Annotated in this window: 11 protein-coding genes and 1 tRNA gene; 4 read left to right on the forward strand and 8 right to left on the reverse strand. The window is 73.3% G+C overall.

The window, feature by feature from the left end; genetic code table 11:
• Positions 1 to 118 precede the first annotated feature (118 nt).
• From MCM47_RS10060 to MCM47_RS10080, 5 genes are all read right to left on the reverse strand, one after another.
• Positions 119 to 1,573 carry a penicillin-binding protein 2 gene (locus tag MCM47_RS10060; protein WP_238860511.1) on the reverse strand — a complete coding sequence of 485 codons (1,455 nt, stop codon included), beginning with the start codon at positions 1,571 to 1,573 and terminating at the stop codon, positions 119 to 121.
• Complete coding sequence (locus tag MCM47_RS10065; protein ID WP_238860513.1) at positions 1,570 to 3,039, reverse strand: FtsW/RodA/SpoVE family cell cycle protein; 1,470 nt, start codon at positions 3,037 to 3,039, stop codon at positions 1,570 to 1,572. The genes MCM47_RS10060 and MCM47_RS10065 overlap by 4 nt, the downstream gene beginning before the upstream one ends.
• A 159-nt stretch (positions 3,040 to 3,198) precedes the next feature.
• Positions 3,199 to 4,848: a PP2C family serine/threonine-protein phosphatase gene (locus tag MCM47_RS10070; protein WP_238860515.1), complete on the reverse strand. Its 1,650-nt coding sequence runs from the start codon at positions 4,846 to 4,848 to the stop codon at positions 3,199 to 3,201.
• A 52-nt stretch (positions 4,849 to 4,900) separates the two neighbouring features.
• Positions 4,901 to 5,431, reverse strand: a complete 531-nt coding sequence (locus MCM47_RS10075; RefSeq protein WP_238860517.1) for an FHA domain-containing protein — start codon at positions 5,429 to 5,431, stop codon at positions 4,901 to 4,903.
• A gap of 12 nt (positions 5,432 to 5,443) precedes the next feature.
• On the reverse strand, positions 5,444 to 6,310 hold the full coding sequence (locus MCM47_RS10080) for a DUF3662 and FHA domain-containing protein (protein ID WP_238860519.1): 867 nt from the start codon (positions 6,308 to 6,310) through the stop codon (positions 5,444 to 5,446).
• 417 nt (positions 6,311 to 6,727) lie between these two features.
• Here MCM47_RS10080 and MCM47_RS10085 point away from each other — a divergent pair.
• Positions 6,728 to 6,811: transfer RNA gene (locus tag MCM47_RS10085), tRNA-Leu, on the forward strand.
• 132 nt (positions 6,812 to 6,943) lie between these two features.
• Here the strand turns inward: MCM47_RS10085 and MCM47_RS10090 are convergent.
• Together MCM47_RS10090 and MCM47_RS10095 are read right to left on the reverse strand one after the other, a co-directional pair.
• Positions 6,944 to 8,089 (reverse strand): sensor histidine kinase, encoded by a 1,146-nt coding sequence (locus tag MCM47_RS10090; RefSeq protein WP_238860521.1) that lies wholly within the window; start codon positions 8,087 to 8,089, stop codon positions 6,944 to 6,946.
• Complete coding sequence (locus MCM47_RS10095) at positions 8,086 to 8,736, reverse strand: response regulator transcription factor (RefSeq protein ID WP_238861384.1); 651 nt, start codon at positions 8,734 to 8,736, stop codon at positions 8,086 to 8,088. The genes MCM47_RS10090 and MCM47_RS10095 overlap by 4 nt, the downstream gene beginning before the upstream one ends.
• A gap of 365 nt (positions 8,737 to 9,101) precedes the next feature.
• Between MCM47_RS10095 and MCM47_RS10100 the strand changes: the two genes are divergently transcribed.
• Both MCM47_RS10100 and MCM47_RS10105 read left to right on the forward strand, forming a co-directional pair.
• Positions 9,102 to 10,931, forward strand: coding sequence for a phosphatidylglycerol lysyltransferase domain-containing protein (locus MCM47_RS10100; protein ID WP_374209108.1), 1,830 nt, complete (start codon positions 9,102 to 9,104; stop codon positions 10,929 to 10,931).
• Between the two features lie 300 nt (positions 10,932 to 11,231).
• A complete protein-coding gene (locus MCM47_RS10105; protein ID WP_238860523.1) occupies positions 11,232 to 11,924 on the forward strand; it encodes a hypothetical protein in 693 nt (230 codons plus the stop codon).
• Positions 11,925 to 11,997: 73 nt separating this feature from the next.
• Here MCM47_RS10105 and MCM47_RS10110 read toward each other — a convergent pair whose 3' ends face one another.
• Positions 11,998 to 14,793 (reverse strand): SpoIIE family protein phosphatase, encoded by a 2,796-nt coding sequence (locus tag MCM47_RS10110; protein WP_238860525.1) that lies wholly within the window; start codon positions 14,791 to 14,793, stop codon positions 11,998 to 12,000.
• A 344-nt stretch (positions 14,794 to 15,137) separates the two neighbouring features.
• Here MCM47_RS10110 and MCM47_RS43210 point away from each other — a divergent pair, with 344 nt between their 5' ends.
• Positions 15,138 to 16,301 carry a rhodanese-like domain-containing protein gene (locus MCM47_RS43210; protein WP_308222310.1) on the forward strand — a complete coding sequence of 388 codons (1,164 nt, stop codon included), beginning with the start codon at positions 15,138 to 15,140 and terminating at the stop codon, positions 16,299 to 16,301.
• The last annotated feature ends 190 nt before the right edge of the window (positions 16,302 to 16,491 follow it).

Genomic DNA, 16,491 nt, shown 5'->3' on the forward strand with positions numbered 1-16,491 from the left:
TTGCGGATACGCTACCGGTCGCACCGCGCCGGACCGGAGTCAGCTCTCGGCCGATACCAGACCGGTATCCGTTCGGGGGTGCCGATCGTGACATATCACTCACTCGTGGCGGCCGCTGCTACTTGCCGAGGGCGGCCTGCATCACCGCCTTGGCGATCGGCGCGGCCAGCCTGCCGCCGCTGATGCCGTCGCGGTTGTTGGAGCCGTCCTCGACCACCACCGCCACCGCGACCGACTGGCCGTCGGCGGTCTTGGCGAACGAGGTGAACCAGGCGAACGGAAGGCCGGCGTTGTCCTCGCCGTGCTGGGCGGTGCCGGTCTTGCCGCCGACCTGCAGGCCGGGGATCCGGGCGTTCTTGCCGGTGCCGTTCTCGACCACGGAGACCATCATGTCCTGCAGCTTCTGCGCGGTGGCCGGGCTCATCGGCTGGGAGAACTGCTTCTCGGTGTGCTTGGAGACGGTGGTCAGCGAGGCCGACCGCTCCTGGTCCACCAGGTACGGCTGCATCAGCGAGCCGTTGTTGGCGATCGCGGCGGAGACCATCGCCATCTGCAGCGGGGTGGCCCGGGTGTCGTGCTGGCCGATCGCGTCCATCGCCGTTCCGTCCGGGGTGGAGGCGTTCGGGTAGAGGCTCTTCTCGGAGCGGACCGGGGTGTCCACCGTGCTGTTGAAGCCGAACTTCTCGGCCTGGGCCCGCATCTTGTCCCGGCCGAGGTCCACGCCGATCTTGCCGTAGACGGTGTTGCAGGACTGGTCCATGGCCGACTTGAGCGTGGCGTTCTCGCAGCGCTCGTTGGGGCTCTCGTTCTTCAGGTCGGTCTTGGTGCCCGGCAGGGTGTACGGCTCGGGGGTCTGCGTGGTGTCGTCGATGTTCTGGAACATCCCGTTCTCGAACGCCGCGGTCGCGGTGACCAGCTTGAACGTCGAGCCGGGGGGGTAGGTCTCGCGCAGCGCGCGGTTGAGCAGCGGCTTGTTGGTGTCGGCGTTGAGGTTGTTCCAGGCCTCGCCGTCGGACTTCTCGAAGCCGGAGAAGGTGCTCGGGTCGTAGGAGGGCGTGGAGACCAGGGCCAGGATGGCGCCGGTGCGCGGGTCGAGGGCGACCACCGCACCCTTCTTGTTGCCCAGGCCGTCGAAGGCGGCCTTCTGCGCCTTGGCGTTGATCGTCGTGACGACGTCGCCGCCCTTCTTCGGCTCACCGGTCAGCATGTCCAGGGTGTTGCGGAAGAACAGCCGGTCGTCCGTCCCGGAGAGGATGCCGTCCTCCAGGTTCTCCAGCCCGGTGCTCTGGAAGGCCGAGGTGTAGCCGGTGACCGGCGCGTACATCGGGCCGTCGATCCAGGTGCGCTTGTACTTGTAGCGCAGGCCGTTGACGAACTCGGAGGAGGTGACCGGCTGCCCGCCGACGATGATGTTGCCGCGCGGGTGGGCGTAGCGGTCGAACTCCTGGCGCTTGTTGTTCTTGTTGGTGGCCCAGGACTCGGCCTGGACCCCCTGCACCCAGTTGGTGCGGACCATCAGGGCCAGGATCAGCACGAGGCAGAAGATCGAGACCCGGCGGATCGGCTTGTTCACGAGACGGGTCCTCCCTGGACCTCAGGGGTGGGCGACGGCTCGACCCCCGGTCGGCGGGCGTTGTCGCTGATCTTCAGCAGGATCGCGACCAGGGCCCAGTTGGCGACCACCGAGGACCCGCCCTGGGCGAGGAACGGCATGGTCATACCGGTCAGCGGGATCAGGCCGGTGACGCCGCCGGCGACCACGAAGACCTGGAGCGCCATCGCCGAGGAGAGGCCGACGGCGAAGAGCTTGCCGAACGGGTCCCGGGCGGCGACCGCGGTGCGCAGGCCGCGCTGGACCAGCAGGGCGTAGAGCATGAAGATCGCCATCAGGCCGGTGAGGCCGAGCTCCTCGCCGAACGAGCCGAGGATGAAGTCGCTCTTGGCGGCGAAGTCGATCAGCCAGGAGCGGCCCTGGCCGAGGCCGGAGCCGGTGACCCCGCCGGAGCCCAGCGCCATCAGCGACTGACCGATCTGTTCGGTCGCGCCGGGGGGCGGCTTGGGGGCGAAGGCGGCCATCGGGTCGAGCCAGGCGTCGATGCGGACCTTGACGTGGCTGGCGGTCGAGGCGACCGCGACCGCGCCGCCCACGGACATCAGCAGGCCGAAGATGATCCAGCTGGTGCGCTCGGTGGCGACGTACAGCATCACCACGAAGAGGCCGAAGTACAGGAAGGACGAGCCGAGGTCGTTCTCGAAGATCAGGATCAGCAGGCTGAGCAGCCAGATCACGATGATCGGCCCGAGGTCGCGGCCGCGCGGCAGGTAGAGGCCCATGAAGCGGCGGCTGGCCAGGGCCAGTGCGTCCCGCTTCACCATCAGGTAGCCGGCGAAGAACACGGTGAGGATGATCTTGGCGAACTCGCCGGGCTGGATCGAGAAGGCGCCCATCCGGATCCAGATCTTGGCGCCGAAGTCCTCCTTGCGGGCCGGGAAGAAGGCCGGCGCCGCGAGCAGCACCAGGGCTGCCGCCATCGAGATGTAGGTGTAGCGCTGGAGGACCCGGTGGTCCTTCAGGAAGATCATCACGAAGATGAAGAACGCCACCCCGAGGCCCGACCACATCAGCTGGTTGGCGGCGGCGGGGTAGTTGTTGTGCAGCAGCTTCCCGGCCTTGTCGAGGCGCCAGATCATCACCACGCCGAGCCCGTTGAGCAGGGTGGCGATCGGCAGCATCAGCGGGTCGGCGTACGGGGCGAAGCGGCGCATCAGCAGGTGCGCGATCAGGGCCAGCGCACCCATGCCGAGGCCGTAGCCGAGCATGCCGGCGGGCAGCGAGTCGTCCATCGCGAGGCCCACGTTGGCGTAGGCGAGGACCGGCAGCACCACCGCGAAGGCCAGCATCGCCAGCTCGGTGTTGCGCCGGTTCGGCGTGCCCGGGGCCGAGATGGTGGTGTTGCCCCGGCGCCGGGAGGACGCGCGGTCCGCCGGTACGCCGTTGGACCGGCGGTTGGCGCCGTTGCTCACGTCGAAGGTGCTCATGCTCCCGCCTCTCCCCCGGCCGCCGACCGGGAGGAACCCGGTCGCGCGGCAGGGGCAGGCGCCCACGCGCGCCTCTCGATCATTAGCTCGCTCACTTGGGGGCCGCTCCCTGACGGCCGGCGGGCCCGCAGCGGGCGGGCCTATGTCGGGTCACGGCCGTCACGGCTTCGGGCAGGAGTCGGCCTTCTGCCGCTCCTCGTCGGAGAAGCCGGGCAGGTCGCCCTGCGGCCCGGTGGCCGGGGCGGCGGCGCTCTGGCTGGGAGCCGCCGTGCTGGGCGTCTGGGTCGCGCTCGGGGTGGGCGCGGCCGCGGCCGGGGCCCGGCCGGTCGCGGACGGGCTGGGCGAACCGGCCGCCAGGAACCCGGCGTGCGCCACCGCCGCGGTGGGCGCCGCGGTGGGCTGGCCGGCCGCCGGCGTGCCCGCGGCGGCCTGGCCGTTCGCGTTCGCCCGGGCGTCGGCGACCCGGCGGCAGAAGGTGGCCTGCTCGGCCAGCTTCTTCACCTTGTCGTCGGCGTCGCCGAAGCTGCTCGCCGTGATGGTGTTCGTCACGTGGGTGCGCTGGTCCTGCGGCAGGTACTTGAGCTCGATGTCCTTGTACGAGGTGTGCACCGAGGACAGGTTCAGCCCCACCAGGTTCTGGTTGAGGCCCTGGTAGATGGCGACGTGGTCGCCGTCGGCACCGACGTAGTACTGGCCCTGCGTCCACTTGTAGCCGAAGAAGCCGGCACCGCCGAGCAGGCCCAGGGTGACGAGCGCCACCACCGAGAGCTTCAGCGCCTTGCCCTTGCGCTTGCGCGGCGGCTCGTCGTCGAAGTCCTCGGTGCCGTAGACGGACGGCTCGGCGGCGCCGTAGCCGCCGTCGTAGCCCTCCGCCGGGCCGAAGCCGCCCGGGGCGGCGCCGTACCCGGCGTCGTAGCCCTCGGCGGGGCCGAAGGCGCCCTGCGGGGAGCGCCCGAGGCCGGCCGCCCGGCCGGCCGGGGTGTCGGCGATCGAGCGGTCGGCCGCGGCCGAGGACGGCGGGGTGTCGGCGACCGCGCCGACGACCACCGGGACGTCGTTGAACTGCCCGCTCATGGTGTCGGTGGCGCCGACGTCGATGACGTCCGCCACGATGCAGGTGATGTTGTCCGGACCACCGCCGCGCAGCGCGAGCTGGATCAGCTCCTGCACGGTCTGCTCGGGCGAGTAGAAGCTCCCGAGGGTGTCCTGCAGGGTCTGGTGGCTGACCGGACCGGAGAGGCCGTCGGAGCAGATGAGGTAGCGGTCGCCGGCCCGGACCTCGCGGATCGACAGGTCCGGCTCGACCTGGCCGCGGCCGTCCAGCGCCCGCATCAGCAGCGAGCGCTGCGGGTGGGTCTCGGCCTCCTCGGGCGTGATCCGACCCTCGTCGACCAGGCGCTGCACCCAGGTGTGGTCCTGGGTGATCTGCACCAGCGAGCCGTCCCGCAGCAGGTAGGCGCGGGAGTCGCCGACGTGCACCAGGCCCATCCGCTGGCCGGTCCACAGCATCGCGGTGAGGGTGCAGCCCATGCCCTCGAGCTGCGGATCCTCCTCGACCATCTGCCGGAGGCGGTCGTTGGCGCCCTGGACGGCGTCGCCGAGCAGGGTCAGCAGGTCGGCGCCCGGCACGTCCTCGTCCAAGCGGACGATGGAGCCGAGCACCTCGGAGGACGCGACCTCACCGGCCGCGGCGCCGCCCATGCCGTCGGCCACGGCAAGCAGCCGCGGGCCGGCGTAGCCGGAGTCCTCGTTACCCTCCCGGATCAGCCCCTTGTGGGAGCCGGCGGCGAAGCGCAGCACCAGGGTCATGCGACCTGAGCCCCCCTCTGGGTCATGGACGGGATGCTGTCCCTCATGCGCTCTACTTCCGCAGTTCGATGACGGTCCTGCCGATACGGATCGGCATGCCCGGCTGGAGCGGTGTCGGCGCGGTCAGGCGCTGCCGGTCCAGATAGGTGCCGTTGGTGGAGCCTAGATCCTCGACCGTCCACTGCCCAGTCTGATCGGGATAGATCCTGGCATGCCGGGAGGACGCGTAGTCGTCGTCCAGGACGATGGTGGAGTCGTGCGCGCGGCCCAGCGTGATGGTCTGGCCCTGCAGCGCGACGGTGGTCCCGGCCAGCGAGCCCGCGACGACGACCAGCTGCGTCGGGGCACCGCGGCGACGGCCGCCGCCCTGGGTCTGCTGGGTGGCCGGCTGCCCCTGCGGGGCGCGGCCGGGGGCCGTGGCGGCCCCGCCGGTCGCGGTCGCGGCGCCCCCGCGGCGCGAGGGCCGGGGGTTCACCCTGGTGCCGAAGAGGTCGCTGCGGATCACTTGGACCGCGACGATGACGAAGAGCCACAGCACGGCGAGGAAACCCAGCCGCATGACCGTGAGGGTCAGTTCAGACATAACCGCGCCGCTCTACCCTTCGACCTGTCGGTAGACGATGGTGGTGGAGCCCACGACGATTCGCGAGCCGTCGCGGAGCGTAGCGCGCTGGGTGTGCTGTCCGTCCACCACGATGCCGTTGGTGGACCCGAGGTCCAGCACCATCGAGGGGGTGCCGGGGCGGATCTCGGCGTGCTTGCGGGAGACACCGGGGTCGTCGATCCGCACGTCGGCCTCGGTCGAGCGGCCGAGCACGCAGGCGTTCCCGGAGATCTGGTGGCGGGCGCCGTTCACCTCGATCCAGCGGCGGACGGAGGTGCCGTGGCCGGCGCCCGGGAACGGGCGCACGTTGCCGCCCGCGGGCGGGGCGCCGGCGGGCATGGCGGGGGGCGCGGCCGGCGGCGGGGGCGCACTGTACCCGGCGGCGCCGGGCTGCTGCCACGGTGCGCCGGGGGCCGGGGCGGCCGGCGGGCGGCCGTAGCCGCCGCCCTGGGTGGGCTGCGCCGGGGCCTGCTGCTGCGGCTCCTCGGCGGCCAGGGTGCGGCTGCGCACCCGGTACAGGCCGGTGTCCAGGTCGTCGGCCTTCTCCAGGTTCACCTGGAGCGGGCCCATGAAGCTGTACCGCTGGGCCTCGGCGTACTCGCGGACCATGCCGGCCAGCTCGTTGCCCAGCTGGCCGGAGTAGGGGCTCAGGCGCTCGTAGTCGTGCGGGCTCAGCTCGACGATGAAGTCGTTGGGCACGACGGTGCGGTCGCGGTTCCAGATGCTCGCGTTGTTGTCGCACTCGCGCTGCAGGGCGCCGGCGATCTCCACGGGCTGGACCTCGGACTTGAACACCTTGGCGAAGGTGCCGTTGACGAGACCCTCAAGTCGCTGCTCGAACTTCTTCAGCACTCCCATGGGGCACCCCCTTCCAGGGTTCGTTCGCCTGCCTGCCGACCGGATCCCGGGGAGCCGGTCGCGCCTACTTGCGGTACTTCCGTACTGATCGTATCCACGCCGGGGCCATCCGTACGGTTCCCGGACCGCGTGGTGCCCGGGGGTGGGCTCGGACACACAGGGTGACGCATCCCCGCGGCAGCATGCCAGGGCTACCCCTCCGACAGGTGCCTCATCCCTCGCTCGCCAGTTCGCCGGGCATCCGTTCGGATGCGCTCGGCCGCTCCGGGAAACGGATTCGGAGGTGGCCCGCAGGTCGTGCTACTGTTTTCCACGTCGGAAGGGGCGCCCGCAAGGGAGCCGGATCGAAGAGCCGCGAAGGTCCACATGGTACCGGGCGGATCGGCTGGTCGGCTGGCAACCACGACAAACACCCATGCGCGGGTGGCGGAATAGGCAGACGCGCTGGATTCAGGTTCCAGTGCCCGAAAGGGCGTGGGGGTTCAACTCCCCCCTCGCGCACAGCGAAACCCCGCAGGTCTTCGGATCTGCGGGGTTTTCTCGTTTCTCCGCGGTTCCGCCCCGGCCCGTCGGGGGAGTCCGCGGCCCGTCGGGGCGGTCCCGCGGTGCGTCGCCGGAGGCCGCGCGGCCGGCTCAGCCCCCGCCGGCCGGCAGGTCGGCGCGGACCTCGAAGCCGCCCTCGGGGGTCGGCCCGGCCGTGAGCGTGCCACCGAGCAGCTGGGCGCGCTCCCGCAGGCCGACCAGCCCGTGCCCGCCGCCCGGCAGCGTCTCGGCCGGCCGCACCGGCGGGGCGTCGTTGCGGACCTCGACCCGCAGCCGGCGGCCGCGGGCGCTGACCCTCACGTGGACGGCGGCCTCCGGCGCGTACTTGGTGATGTTGGTGAGCGCCTCCTGCACCGTCCGGTAGGCGGCCCGTTCGACCGCCTCCGGCCAGGGCCGGTCGCCGGGCGCCAGCTCGGCCTCGGCGGTCAGACCGCTCTCCCGGATCAGCTGCGGCAGGTCGGCCAGCCGGGGCTGCGGGGCCAGCGGGGCGTCCGGGCGCAGGCCTGAGGTGCGCAGCACCCCGACCATCTGCCGCAGCTCCTCGAGCGTGCGCACGGAGAGCTCCCGGATGGTCCGGGCGGTGGCGGCGGCGGCCGGATCGGCGGTGCTGACCTGGAGGGCCCCGGCCTGGATGCTGATCAGGCTGACCTGGTGCGAGACCACGTCGTGCATCTCCCGGGCCAGCCGGCCGCGCTCGCTGATCAGGACCCGCTCCGCGAGCAGCCGGCTCTCCCGCTCCTGGCCCCGGGTCAGCTCGTCCAGCCGGGCGGCCAGCTCGCGCCGGGTGCGGGAGAGCAGCCCGGTGGCGGCCGGACCGGCGGCCAGCATGACCGACTGGATCGCGTACAGGGCGGTGTCCCGGTTGAGCGCGAAGGTCTGCTCGGACAGTGGCCAGTGGAAGAACTCGACCAGGGCGAAGAGGGTCGCGGACGGCACCACCACGCGCGGGGAGGGGCGCTCGGCGGCCACCGTGTAGACGGCGGTTATCGGGGCGAGCCAGATGTCGTCGACGTAGCTGCCGGGCATGGTCAGCAGCAGCACGGTGACCGGGAAGCGCCGGCGCCAGAGCAGGGCGACGGCGGCGAGCGTCGAGAACAGGACCTGCCACCAGGGTGCGTCCCGGGCCACCAGCGCGGCGTCCACCAGGGAGTAGAGGGTGGGCAGCAGCAGCATCAGCCAGGGCGCCGTGTACCAGGGCCCCGCCGGTCTGGCGGGGGGCGGTCCGTCCGTGCTCATGCGCCGTCGCCGGGCTTGGGCCGCACCAGGCCGGCCCGGTGGGCGATGACGGCGGCCTGCACCCGGTTGGCGGCGCCGAGCTTCCCGAGGATCGCGCTGATGTGGTCCTTCACCGTGCCGGTGCCGAGGAAGAGCCGGTCGGCGATCTCGGCGTTGGACAGGCCCTCGCCGAGCAGCGCCAGCACGTCGAGCTCGCGGCCGGTGAGGGAGCGGGCCAGGCCGGCCGCCTCGGCGTCCGGCCCGCCGCCGTCCACGTAGCCGCCGATCACGGTGCGGGTGACGGTCGGGGAGAGGATGTTGCCGCCGGCCGCCAGCACCCGGACGGCGTGCACCAGCTGGTCGGGGGCGGTGTCCTTGAGCAGGAAGCCGGCCGCGCCGGCGCGCAGGGCGGTGCCGATGTACTCGTCGGTGTCGAAGGTGGTCAGCATCGCCACGGCCGGGGGGTCGGGGAGGGCCCGCAGCCGCCGCAGCACGGAGATCCCGTCCAGGTCGGGCATCCGGATGTCGAGCAGCACCACGTGCGGGCGCAGGCGCAGGACGCACTGCTCGGCCTGCCCCCCGGAGCAGTCGCCGACCACCTCCAGATCGGGGGCGGAGCCGACGATCAGGCCGAGGCCGGAGCGGACCAGGATCTCGTCGTCGACGATCAGCACACGGGTGGTGGTGATGGTCCCCTCCTCGGTTCGGGCGCCCGGGCCCGCCGGTCCGCGCTCGATGTGGTCTGTTTGCGCGGTTTCGAGACTAGTGCGTGGCCGGCGATCCGTGCCGGGCCGGCGTGCGCGGGGGCGGAACGCACGACGGGTGTGCACCCCCGCCGTTCGGCGGGGGTCGGAATCGCCTACCGGGTTCACGCAATTCTCATCCGGGGTGGGGAACCATGGAATTGGCTGCCCCTTTGCCGGTTCTTCCGGCCTCGGCGAGGGCCGCTGGTCAGTCCGTCGGGCCCGTGCGGGCGCCCGGCGCCGGGCCGTGTGCGGATGCGCCCCATCATCTGATCGTTTGGAATTGAGCTGTGTCGTCCACTGTGAAGTCGGAGCCGTCCGCCGCCTCGACCGGGTCCCGGCCGGGGTCCCTGCTGGACCGGTGGCGCCCGCGCGCCGCGACGGCCACCGTCTGGTACCTGCGCCTGATCGCGCTGCTGAACCTGGTGACCGTGCTGCTGGCGCCGTTCCGGGACCAGGTCGAGACGCACAACGAGGGCGAGTACTTCACCCCCTACCTGATGACGGCAGGCCTCAGCAGCGCCGTGCTGTCGGTGTTCCTCGCCATCGCGATGCGGCGGCGCAAGCGGGCCGCGTGGATCTTCAACACCGCGCTGGCCGGGCTCTTCGCGCTGCTCTACCTGGTGGCCATGGCGCTGCCCGGCGAGGGTTTCGACCGGCACCCGCTGAACTACGTCTCCACCGTGCTGACCTGCTCCTTCGTGCTGGCTCTGCTGGTCGGGCGGAAGGAGTTCACCTCCAAGGGCGACCGCTCCAACCCGAAGACCGCGGCGGCCACCTTCGTCGGCGGCCTCGCCTTCGGCGGCGTCGTCGGCGCCCTGCTGGTCTGGCTGGCCAACGACCGCTCGGGCGCCGACTTCTGGGACCTCTTCCGCTACTCGGTCGGCCGCATGATCACCATCACGCCGTCCGAGCACCTGCGCTCGGTGATCTCCGCGCCGACCTGGGTCAACGCGGTGATCAACGCGATGGGCGCGGTGCTTTTCCTGCTCGTCCTCTACGTGGCCTTCCGTAGCCCCCGGGGCAAGGAGCTGCTGACCCCGGAGGACGAGGAGCAGCTGCGCGGGCTGCTGGACAAGCAGGGCGAGCGGGACTCGCTGGGCTACTTCGCGCTGCGCCGGGACAAGGCCGTGGTGTTCTCCCCCAGCGGCAAGGCGGCGGTGACCTACCGGGTGGTCGGCGGGGTCTCGCTGGCCTCGGGCGACCCGATCGGGGACCCGGAGGCCTGGCCCGGCGCGATCGACGCCTGGCTGGCCGAGGCCCGCGAGCACGCCTGGGCGCCGGCCGTGATGGGGGCCTCCGAGGAGGCCGGGGTGATCTACGCCCGGCACGGGCTGGACGCGCTGGAGCTGGGCGACGAGGCGATCGTCGAGCTGGACGAGTTCTCGCTGGACGGCCGGGCGATGCGGGTGGTGCGCCAGGCCTACAACCGGGTCAAGCGGGCCGGCTACACGGTGCGGATCCGGCGGCACGAGGCCATCCCGGAGTCCGAGATGGCCGAGCTGGTGGCCAAGGCCGACCAGTGGCGCGACGGCGCGACCGAGCGCGGCTTCTCGATGGCGCTCGGCCGGCTCGGCGACCCGGCCGACGGGCGCTGCGTGATGCTGGAGTGCCACGACGGCGACGGCGAGCTGAAGGCGTTGCTGAGCTTCGTCCCGTGGGGGCCGGACGGGCTCTCGCTGGACCTGATGCGCCGGGCCCGGGACACCGAGAACGGCCTGATGGAGTTCATGGTGATCGAACTCCTGCAGCGTGCGGACGAGGTCGGGCTGAAGCGGGTCTCGCTGAACTTCGCGATGTTCCGTTCCGTTTTCGAGCGCGGTTCGCGGCTGGGCGCCGGGCCGGTGCTCCGGCTCTGGCGCTCCGTGCTGGGCTTCTTCTCCCGCTGGTGGCAGATCGAATCCCTGTACCGGGCCAACGCCAAGTACCGGCCGATCTGGGAGCCGCGTTATCTGCTCTTCGAGAAGAGCAGCGAGATTCCGCGGATCGGTATCGCGAGCGCCCGGGCCGAGGGCTTCATCACCGCACCGAGCCTGCCCGCTCTGTTCCGTCGCCGGCACTCCGGGACCGCCGTGGCGGTTCCCCGGGTGCCGGTGGCGGCGCGGGACGGGAAGGGGTAGTCCCTCCGCCGGGGGGCGGAGGGGACCGGTCGTCCGGATGGGGGTGTTTCGCGCTGTTCCCTCCCCCCAGAGGATGACGCGGCTCCCCTTCTATGCCGATGTGGATTCATTAATCGGCTTCTAATGTTGGGGTGGGTCGGGAAGGCGTTCCGGCTGCGGGGATGGCTTCGGGGATTTGGAGAGACTGTTGTGGTTGACCTGACCCACGCGGGGGGCGTGCGAAAGGGGCCGCTGGCTATTGCCGGAGCGGCCGCTGTCGCCGAGTGGGGATTGCTGTTCGGCACGGTTCGCGAGCGACTGGTGGCGAGGAAGTTCGCCGCCGTCCCGCTCGCCACCGCGGCGACGGCCCTGATCCTGCTGTTCAGCATCGTCCAGCACCTGCCGGGCGGGGAGCGGCTCGTCACCCACATCGGGGTGGTGAAGGCCGCGCTGCCGCTGGAGGTCTCGCTGCTGCGGACGCCGCTGTCGCTGTACGTGCCGGCGCTGGACCTGCCGGTCTGGGGGGCGCTGGCGCAGGTCTTCGTGGTCTTCGGCATCGCCGAGATCGTGCTCGGCCGGCGGCTGACCCTGGTGGTGGCCTACGCCTGCACGCTGGCCGGGACGCTGTTCGCCCGGGTAGGGGTGGCGATCGGCCCGGAGCACGTGTTCGGCTTCCCGAAGTGGGTCTCCCACGTCCGCGACACCGGCCCGTCGGCGGCCGTGGTGGCGCTGGCGATCTGCATCGCCTTCCGCTGCCGGGCCTGGTTCACGGCCGGTCTGGTGGTGGCGCTGATGGTCGGCGAGGCGATCATCCTGCCGAACCTGGCGGGTCTGGAGCACGTGGTCGCGGTGATCATGGCGCTGCTGATCGCCGTCTCGGTGGAGGTGTTCGGGGACTTCTGGCCCCGCGTGCTGGCCGGGGTCGGCGCGGCCGCATCGGTGGCCGCGGCCGCCTCGATGGAGGTGGCCGCCGAGGCCCGCCGCCGGACGTCCGCCGGCGCCGCCCAGGCCTGACCGTGGGGCCCGCTCGCCCCGGGGTGGTGCTCGGGGCGGGCGGGCAGCGGGTTCGGGCCAGGGGCGGCGGGGCTCAGGCGGGCGGCAGCGGGAGCTCGAACCAGACCACCTTGCCGACGGCCTTGCGGGCGGTGCCCCAGTGCTCGGCGAGCTTGGTGACCAGGGTCAGGCCGCGGCCGGTCTCGCCCAGCTGCTCGGCCGGCTCCAGCGACGGCAGGTTGTGGTTGTCGTCGCTCACCTCGACCAGGAGCTTGTCCACCCGGATCAGCTGCAGCTGGACCTGGTCCCGGGCGACCCGGACGGCGTTCGTCACCAGCTCGCTGACCAGCAGCTCGGTGGTGTCGCTCAGCGTCTCCAGGTGCCAGGCGGCGAGCTGCTCGCGGACCAGGGCCCGGGCACGACGGACCTCGCGCTGGTCGACCGTGAGGTCCCAGGTGGCGACCTCGGTCGGCGCGACGCCGTCGAAGCGGGCCACCAGCAGGGCGACGTCGTCCTTGCGGTCGTCCGAGTGGAGCCGCTCCAGCACCACGTCGCAGGCCTCCTCCGGGCTCTGCCGCGGGTCGATCAGGTTCCCGCAGAGCGCCGCCAGCCCCGCTCCTATGTCCCCGCCCCGGACCTCGACCAGGCCGTCGGTGCAGAGCACCAGCATCGAGCCGTCGGAGACGTCGATGGTCTTGGCGACGAACGGCACGCCGCCGACGCCGATCGGGGCCCCGGCCGGGATCTCCAGCAGCTCGCCGCTGCCGTCGGGGTGCACCAGTACCGGGGGCACGTGGCCGGCGCTGGCCAGCTCGCAGGTCCGGTTGATCGGGTCGTAGACCGCGTAGAGGCAGGTGGCGAGGTGGTCGTCGCCGAGCTTGTGGGCCAGGTTGTCCAGGTGGCGCAGCAGCTGGCCGGGCGGCAGGTCGAGGGCGGCCAGGGTCTGCATCGCGGTGCGGAAGCGGCCCATCGCGGCGGCCGAGTGCAGGCCGTGGCCCATCACGTCGCCGACGACCAGGGCGACCCGGCTGCCGGGCAGCTGGATCGCGTCGAACCAGTCGCCGCCGACCTCGGCCTTGGAGTCGCCCGGCAGGTAGCGGTGGGCGATCTGCACGCCGGGGATCTGCGGCGGGCGGGTCGGGATCATCGAGCGCTGCAGGGTGGTGGCGACCTTGGACTCGGCCCGGTGCAGCCGCGCGTTGTCGAGCGAGAGCGCGGCGCGGGCGGCCAGCTCCTTGAGAGTGGCGGCGTCGCCCTCGTCGAAGGGGGCCCGGTCGGGCAGCCGGAGCAGTTTGAGGATGCCGAGCACGGTGCCCCGGGCGGAGAGCGGCACCACCAGCATCGAGCGCCCGGTGACCAGGGAGGCGAGCCGGGGTCCGCCGAGCGCGGCGGCGTAGTCGACGGCGACGTCCGGGCTGACCACCGGGACCAGGACCGGCTGGTTCAGCTGGAGCGCCATGCCGGGCGGGGTGCGGCGGGGCATGGCGACCAGCGCGCCCTCGGCGAGGACGTGGTCCCACTGTCCGGCGGACTCGTTGTAGACCAGGGCGACCCGGCGGAGCATGGTGTCGTCGTCCGGCCGGGCCTCGGGCAGCTCGGAGTCGGAGATCAGGCCGTCCACCAGGTCGACGCAGGCGAAGTCGGCGACCCGGGGGACGAGCACCTGGCAGAGCTCGTGCGCGGTGAAGCCGAGGTCGAGGGTGGTGCCGACCTTGCCGCCGACCTCGTTGAGCAGGGCCAGCTGCTCGCCTGCCTGGCCGTTGGTGAGGAACGGGCCGAGCCGGCCGCTCGGCCGGGAGCCCTCCTCCGCGGCGGCGGGACAGGGCACGCTCGGGGGTGTGGCCTGGTCGCCCCGGCGGGCCTGGTGGCCGTTGGCGGACGATTCGACGGCGGCCTGCTCGATGGCGGGTCCTCCTGTGGACGGGGCCGGGGCGGTCGGGGCCCGTTCGGCCGGGGTGGCCGCGGGCGGGGCGCCCGCGGCGGCCGCGGGGTGCTCGGTCGGCCGGCCCGCCGCGGCGGGGGCGGCGGGCCGCTCGGCGGCGTCGCGCTGGACGGGCAGCGGCCCGGCGGGTCGGCGGCCGGGCGCGGACTGCTCCGGCTGCGGCGGACCGCTCCGGCCGGCCCGCTGCTGGGCGGTCGGGTAGCGGCGGCCGATGCCGGCGGCGGCGTGGGCGGCCCCGGTCGGCGGGTCGGCGGGCAGGACGGGCAGCACGGTGGCGGGGTCCAGCCGCAGGGCGGGCAGGCCGGCGCGGCCGAGCCCGTCGAGCAGGGCGGCCCGGCGTTCGGCGGAGCCCGCCGGGAGCAGCCGGGCGAACGGCTCGGGCACCGGGCGGCCGGGGGCGGTCAGGGCGGCGGAGAGCCGGTGGAAGCCGCCCCGGGCGGCGGGGGCCGCGGTGAACGGCAGCCGGCGCTCGCCGAGGGCGAGTCGCGGGCCGGCCGAACGCAGCGGGCGGGCGTCGGCGGCCAGGGCCAGCAGGCCGGCGGACGGGTCGGCCGGGCGGTACGCCCACCAGAGCACGTCGCGCAGGTGCTCCTCGCGGTCGACGACCGGCATCCGCCCGGCCCAGGCGCCCTCGGCGGCGGTCAGTTCGGCCAGGGTGTCCAGGGCGTCGCAACGGCGGCGGGCGCCGGGTGCGGCGGGCCCGGGGACGCCGCGCGGCTCGACGGCGGGCAGCAGGCCGGTGGCCGAGCGGTCCTGGGCGACGTCGGCGCGGTGCCCGAACAGCTCCTCGGCGGCCCGGTTCCACTGCGCGATCCGACCCGTGCGGTCGACCAGCACGAGGGCGAGCCGGACCAGGGCGACCACGCCTGACGACTGGTCACCCGACGCGGCTGCGGGGGCGGCCGCGGTGGCCGCCGGACGCGCTGTGGAGTTGGGCTCGTCCACCATGGATTCGGTCTGCTCCCGCCTGGCCGCCACGCCTGGAGGCGGCCGTCTCTACGGAGGAAGGCACGCTGTGCGGATACCAGCGAAGCACGGACCCGGCCGGACTCGGTACCGAAACGGGGAGATTCATCAGTATCAGTTGCGTGTCACTCGGCGTGCGCCGGTCCGCACTCCCCGTCCACCGGGGGCAGCGCCCCGGACGGAGGGTCCCGCCGAGGGCAGGTGGCGGGGAAACCGCCCGGGGTAGGGTGGCAGGCCGAGCCGTGCCGTGCGGCGGGCACCCGGAGGGCCGGGCGGCAGGTCGAGGGCGGCGGCACCGAGTCGGCAGGACGAGACAGAGGCGAGACGTGACCGCGCAGATCCCCGCCCGCTGGACGGACCCGGAGCAGCAGGAGCTGGAGGAGCGGGTCGCCGCCGCCGAACTCGCCTGGCTCACCATGGACGTCGACGTGCAGACGCTGCGGGTCGAGATCGACAACTTCGCCCTGATCCACCACCAGCTGCTCGGCCCGCTCTACGCCCGGCTGGACGAGCTGGACGCACTGGTCGCCGAGACGGTGGCCGCCCGCACCGGGCACCCGGAGGACGTCCGGCGGGCCGCCGAGGCACGCCGACGGGTGGACGAACTGCCCGACCTGGACGCGCTGTTCGACAGCGTCCAGGAGCAGGAGGCGGCCCCGCCGCCGGCCGCGCCGGCCCGGGTGCGGCCCGGCCGGGAGGCCCAGCGGATCTACCGCGACCTGGTCCGCCGCGCCCACCCCGACCTGACCACCGACCCGGCCGAGCAGGAGCGCCGGGCGGCGTTCCTGGTCCGGGTCAACGAGGCCTACGCGTTCGGCGACACCGCCGCGCTGGAGGGGCTCGCCGCGGAGTGGTCGACCGCCCCCGAGGCGGCGCCCGCGGCGGACTCCCCCGACCGGCTCGGCTGGCTGCGCCGCCGGCTGGAGTGGCTGAACGCCAAGATCGCCGAGACCGCCACCGAACAGGTCCGGCTGGAGAACACGGCGATGGGCCAGCTGCTCGCGCTCGCCCCGCAGGACCCGGACAAGCTGCTGGAGGAGCTCGCCGAGCAGCTGCTGGCGAAGGCCGCCGCCCAGCAGGCCGAGCTGGAGCGGCTGCTCGGCGGGGGCCCCGCGGTGCGGGACAATGGACCGGACCGTTCCGAGCCCCAGGAGAGCCAGACGATGTTCGCCCAGATCCCCACCACCGACGCCGCCTCCGTCCCCGCCGACGCCGTCCTGCTCGACGTCCGCGAGCAGGACGAGTGGGACGCCGGGCACGTGGACGGCGCGCTGCACATCCCGATGGGCCAGCTGATCGCGCGGATCGACGAGCTGCCGGAGGAGAAGCTGTACGTGTTCTGCCGGGTCGGCGGGCGCTCCGCGCAGGTCGTCCAGTACCTGGTGCAGAACGGCCGGGACGCGGTGAACGTGGACGGCGGCATGTACGCCTGGGAGGGCGCCGGCCGTCCGATGGTCTCCTCCGGCGGCCAGCCCGCCTTCGTCCTCTAGGCACTGTCCGGGGCGGCTTCGTCCCCCGGGCTCGGTCCGGGGCGCCTTCGGCCTCCGGCGCCGGGCGCCGCCCCACCGGCCGCGGCTCCCGCCGCCGTAGCCGGTAGGGCAGGATGGGCGCGCGACCGAGCCGGGACAAGGACCGGCGGCGCCCGCCGGGTGGCGCACCTCCCGGCCGCAGCTCGGGGGA

The organism is Kitasatospora sp. A2-31, from assembly GCF_022288725.1.
Classification (GTDB): domain Bacteria; phylum Actinomycetota; class Actinomycetes; order Streptomycetales; family Streptomycetaceae; genus Kitasatospora.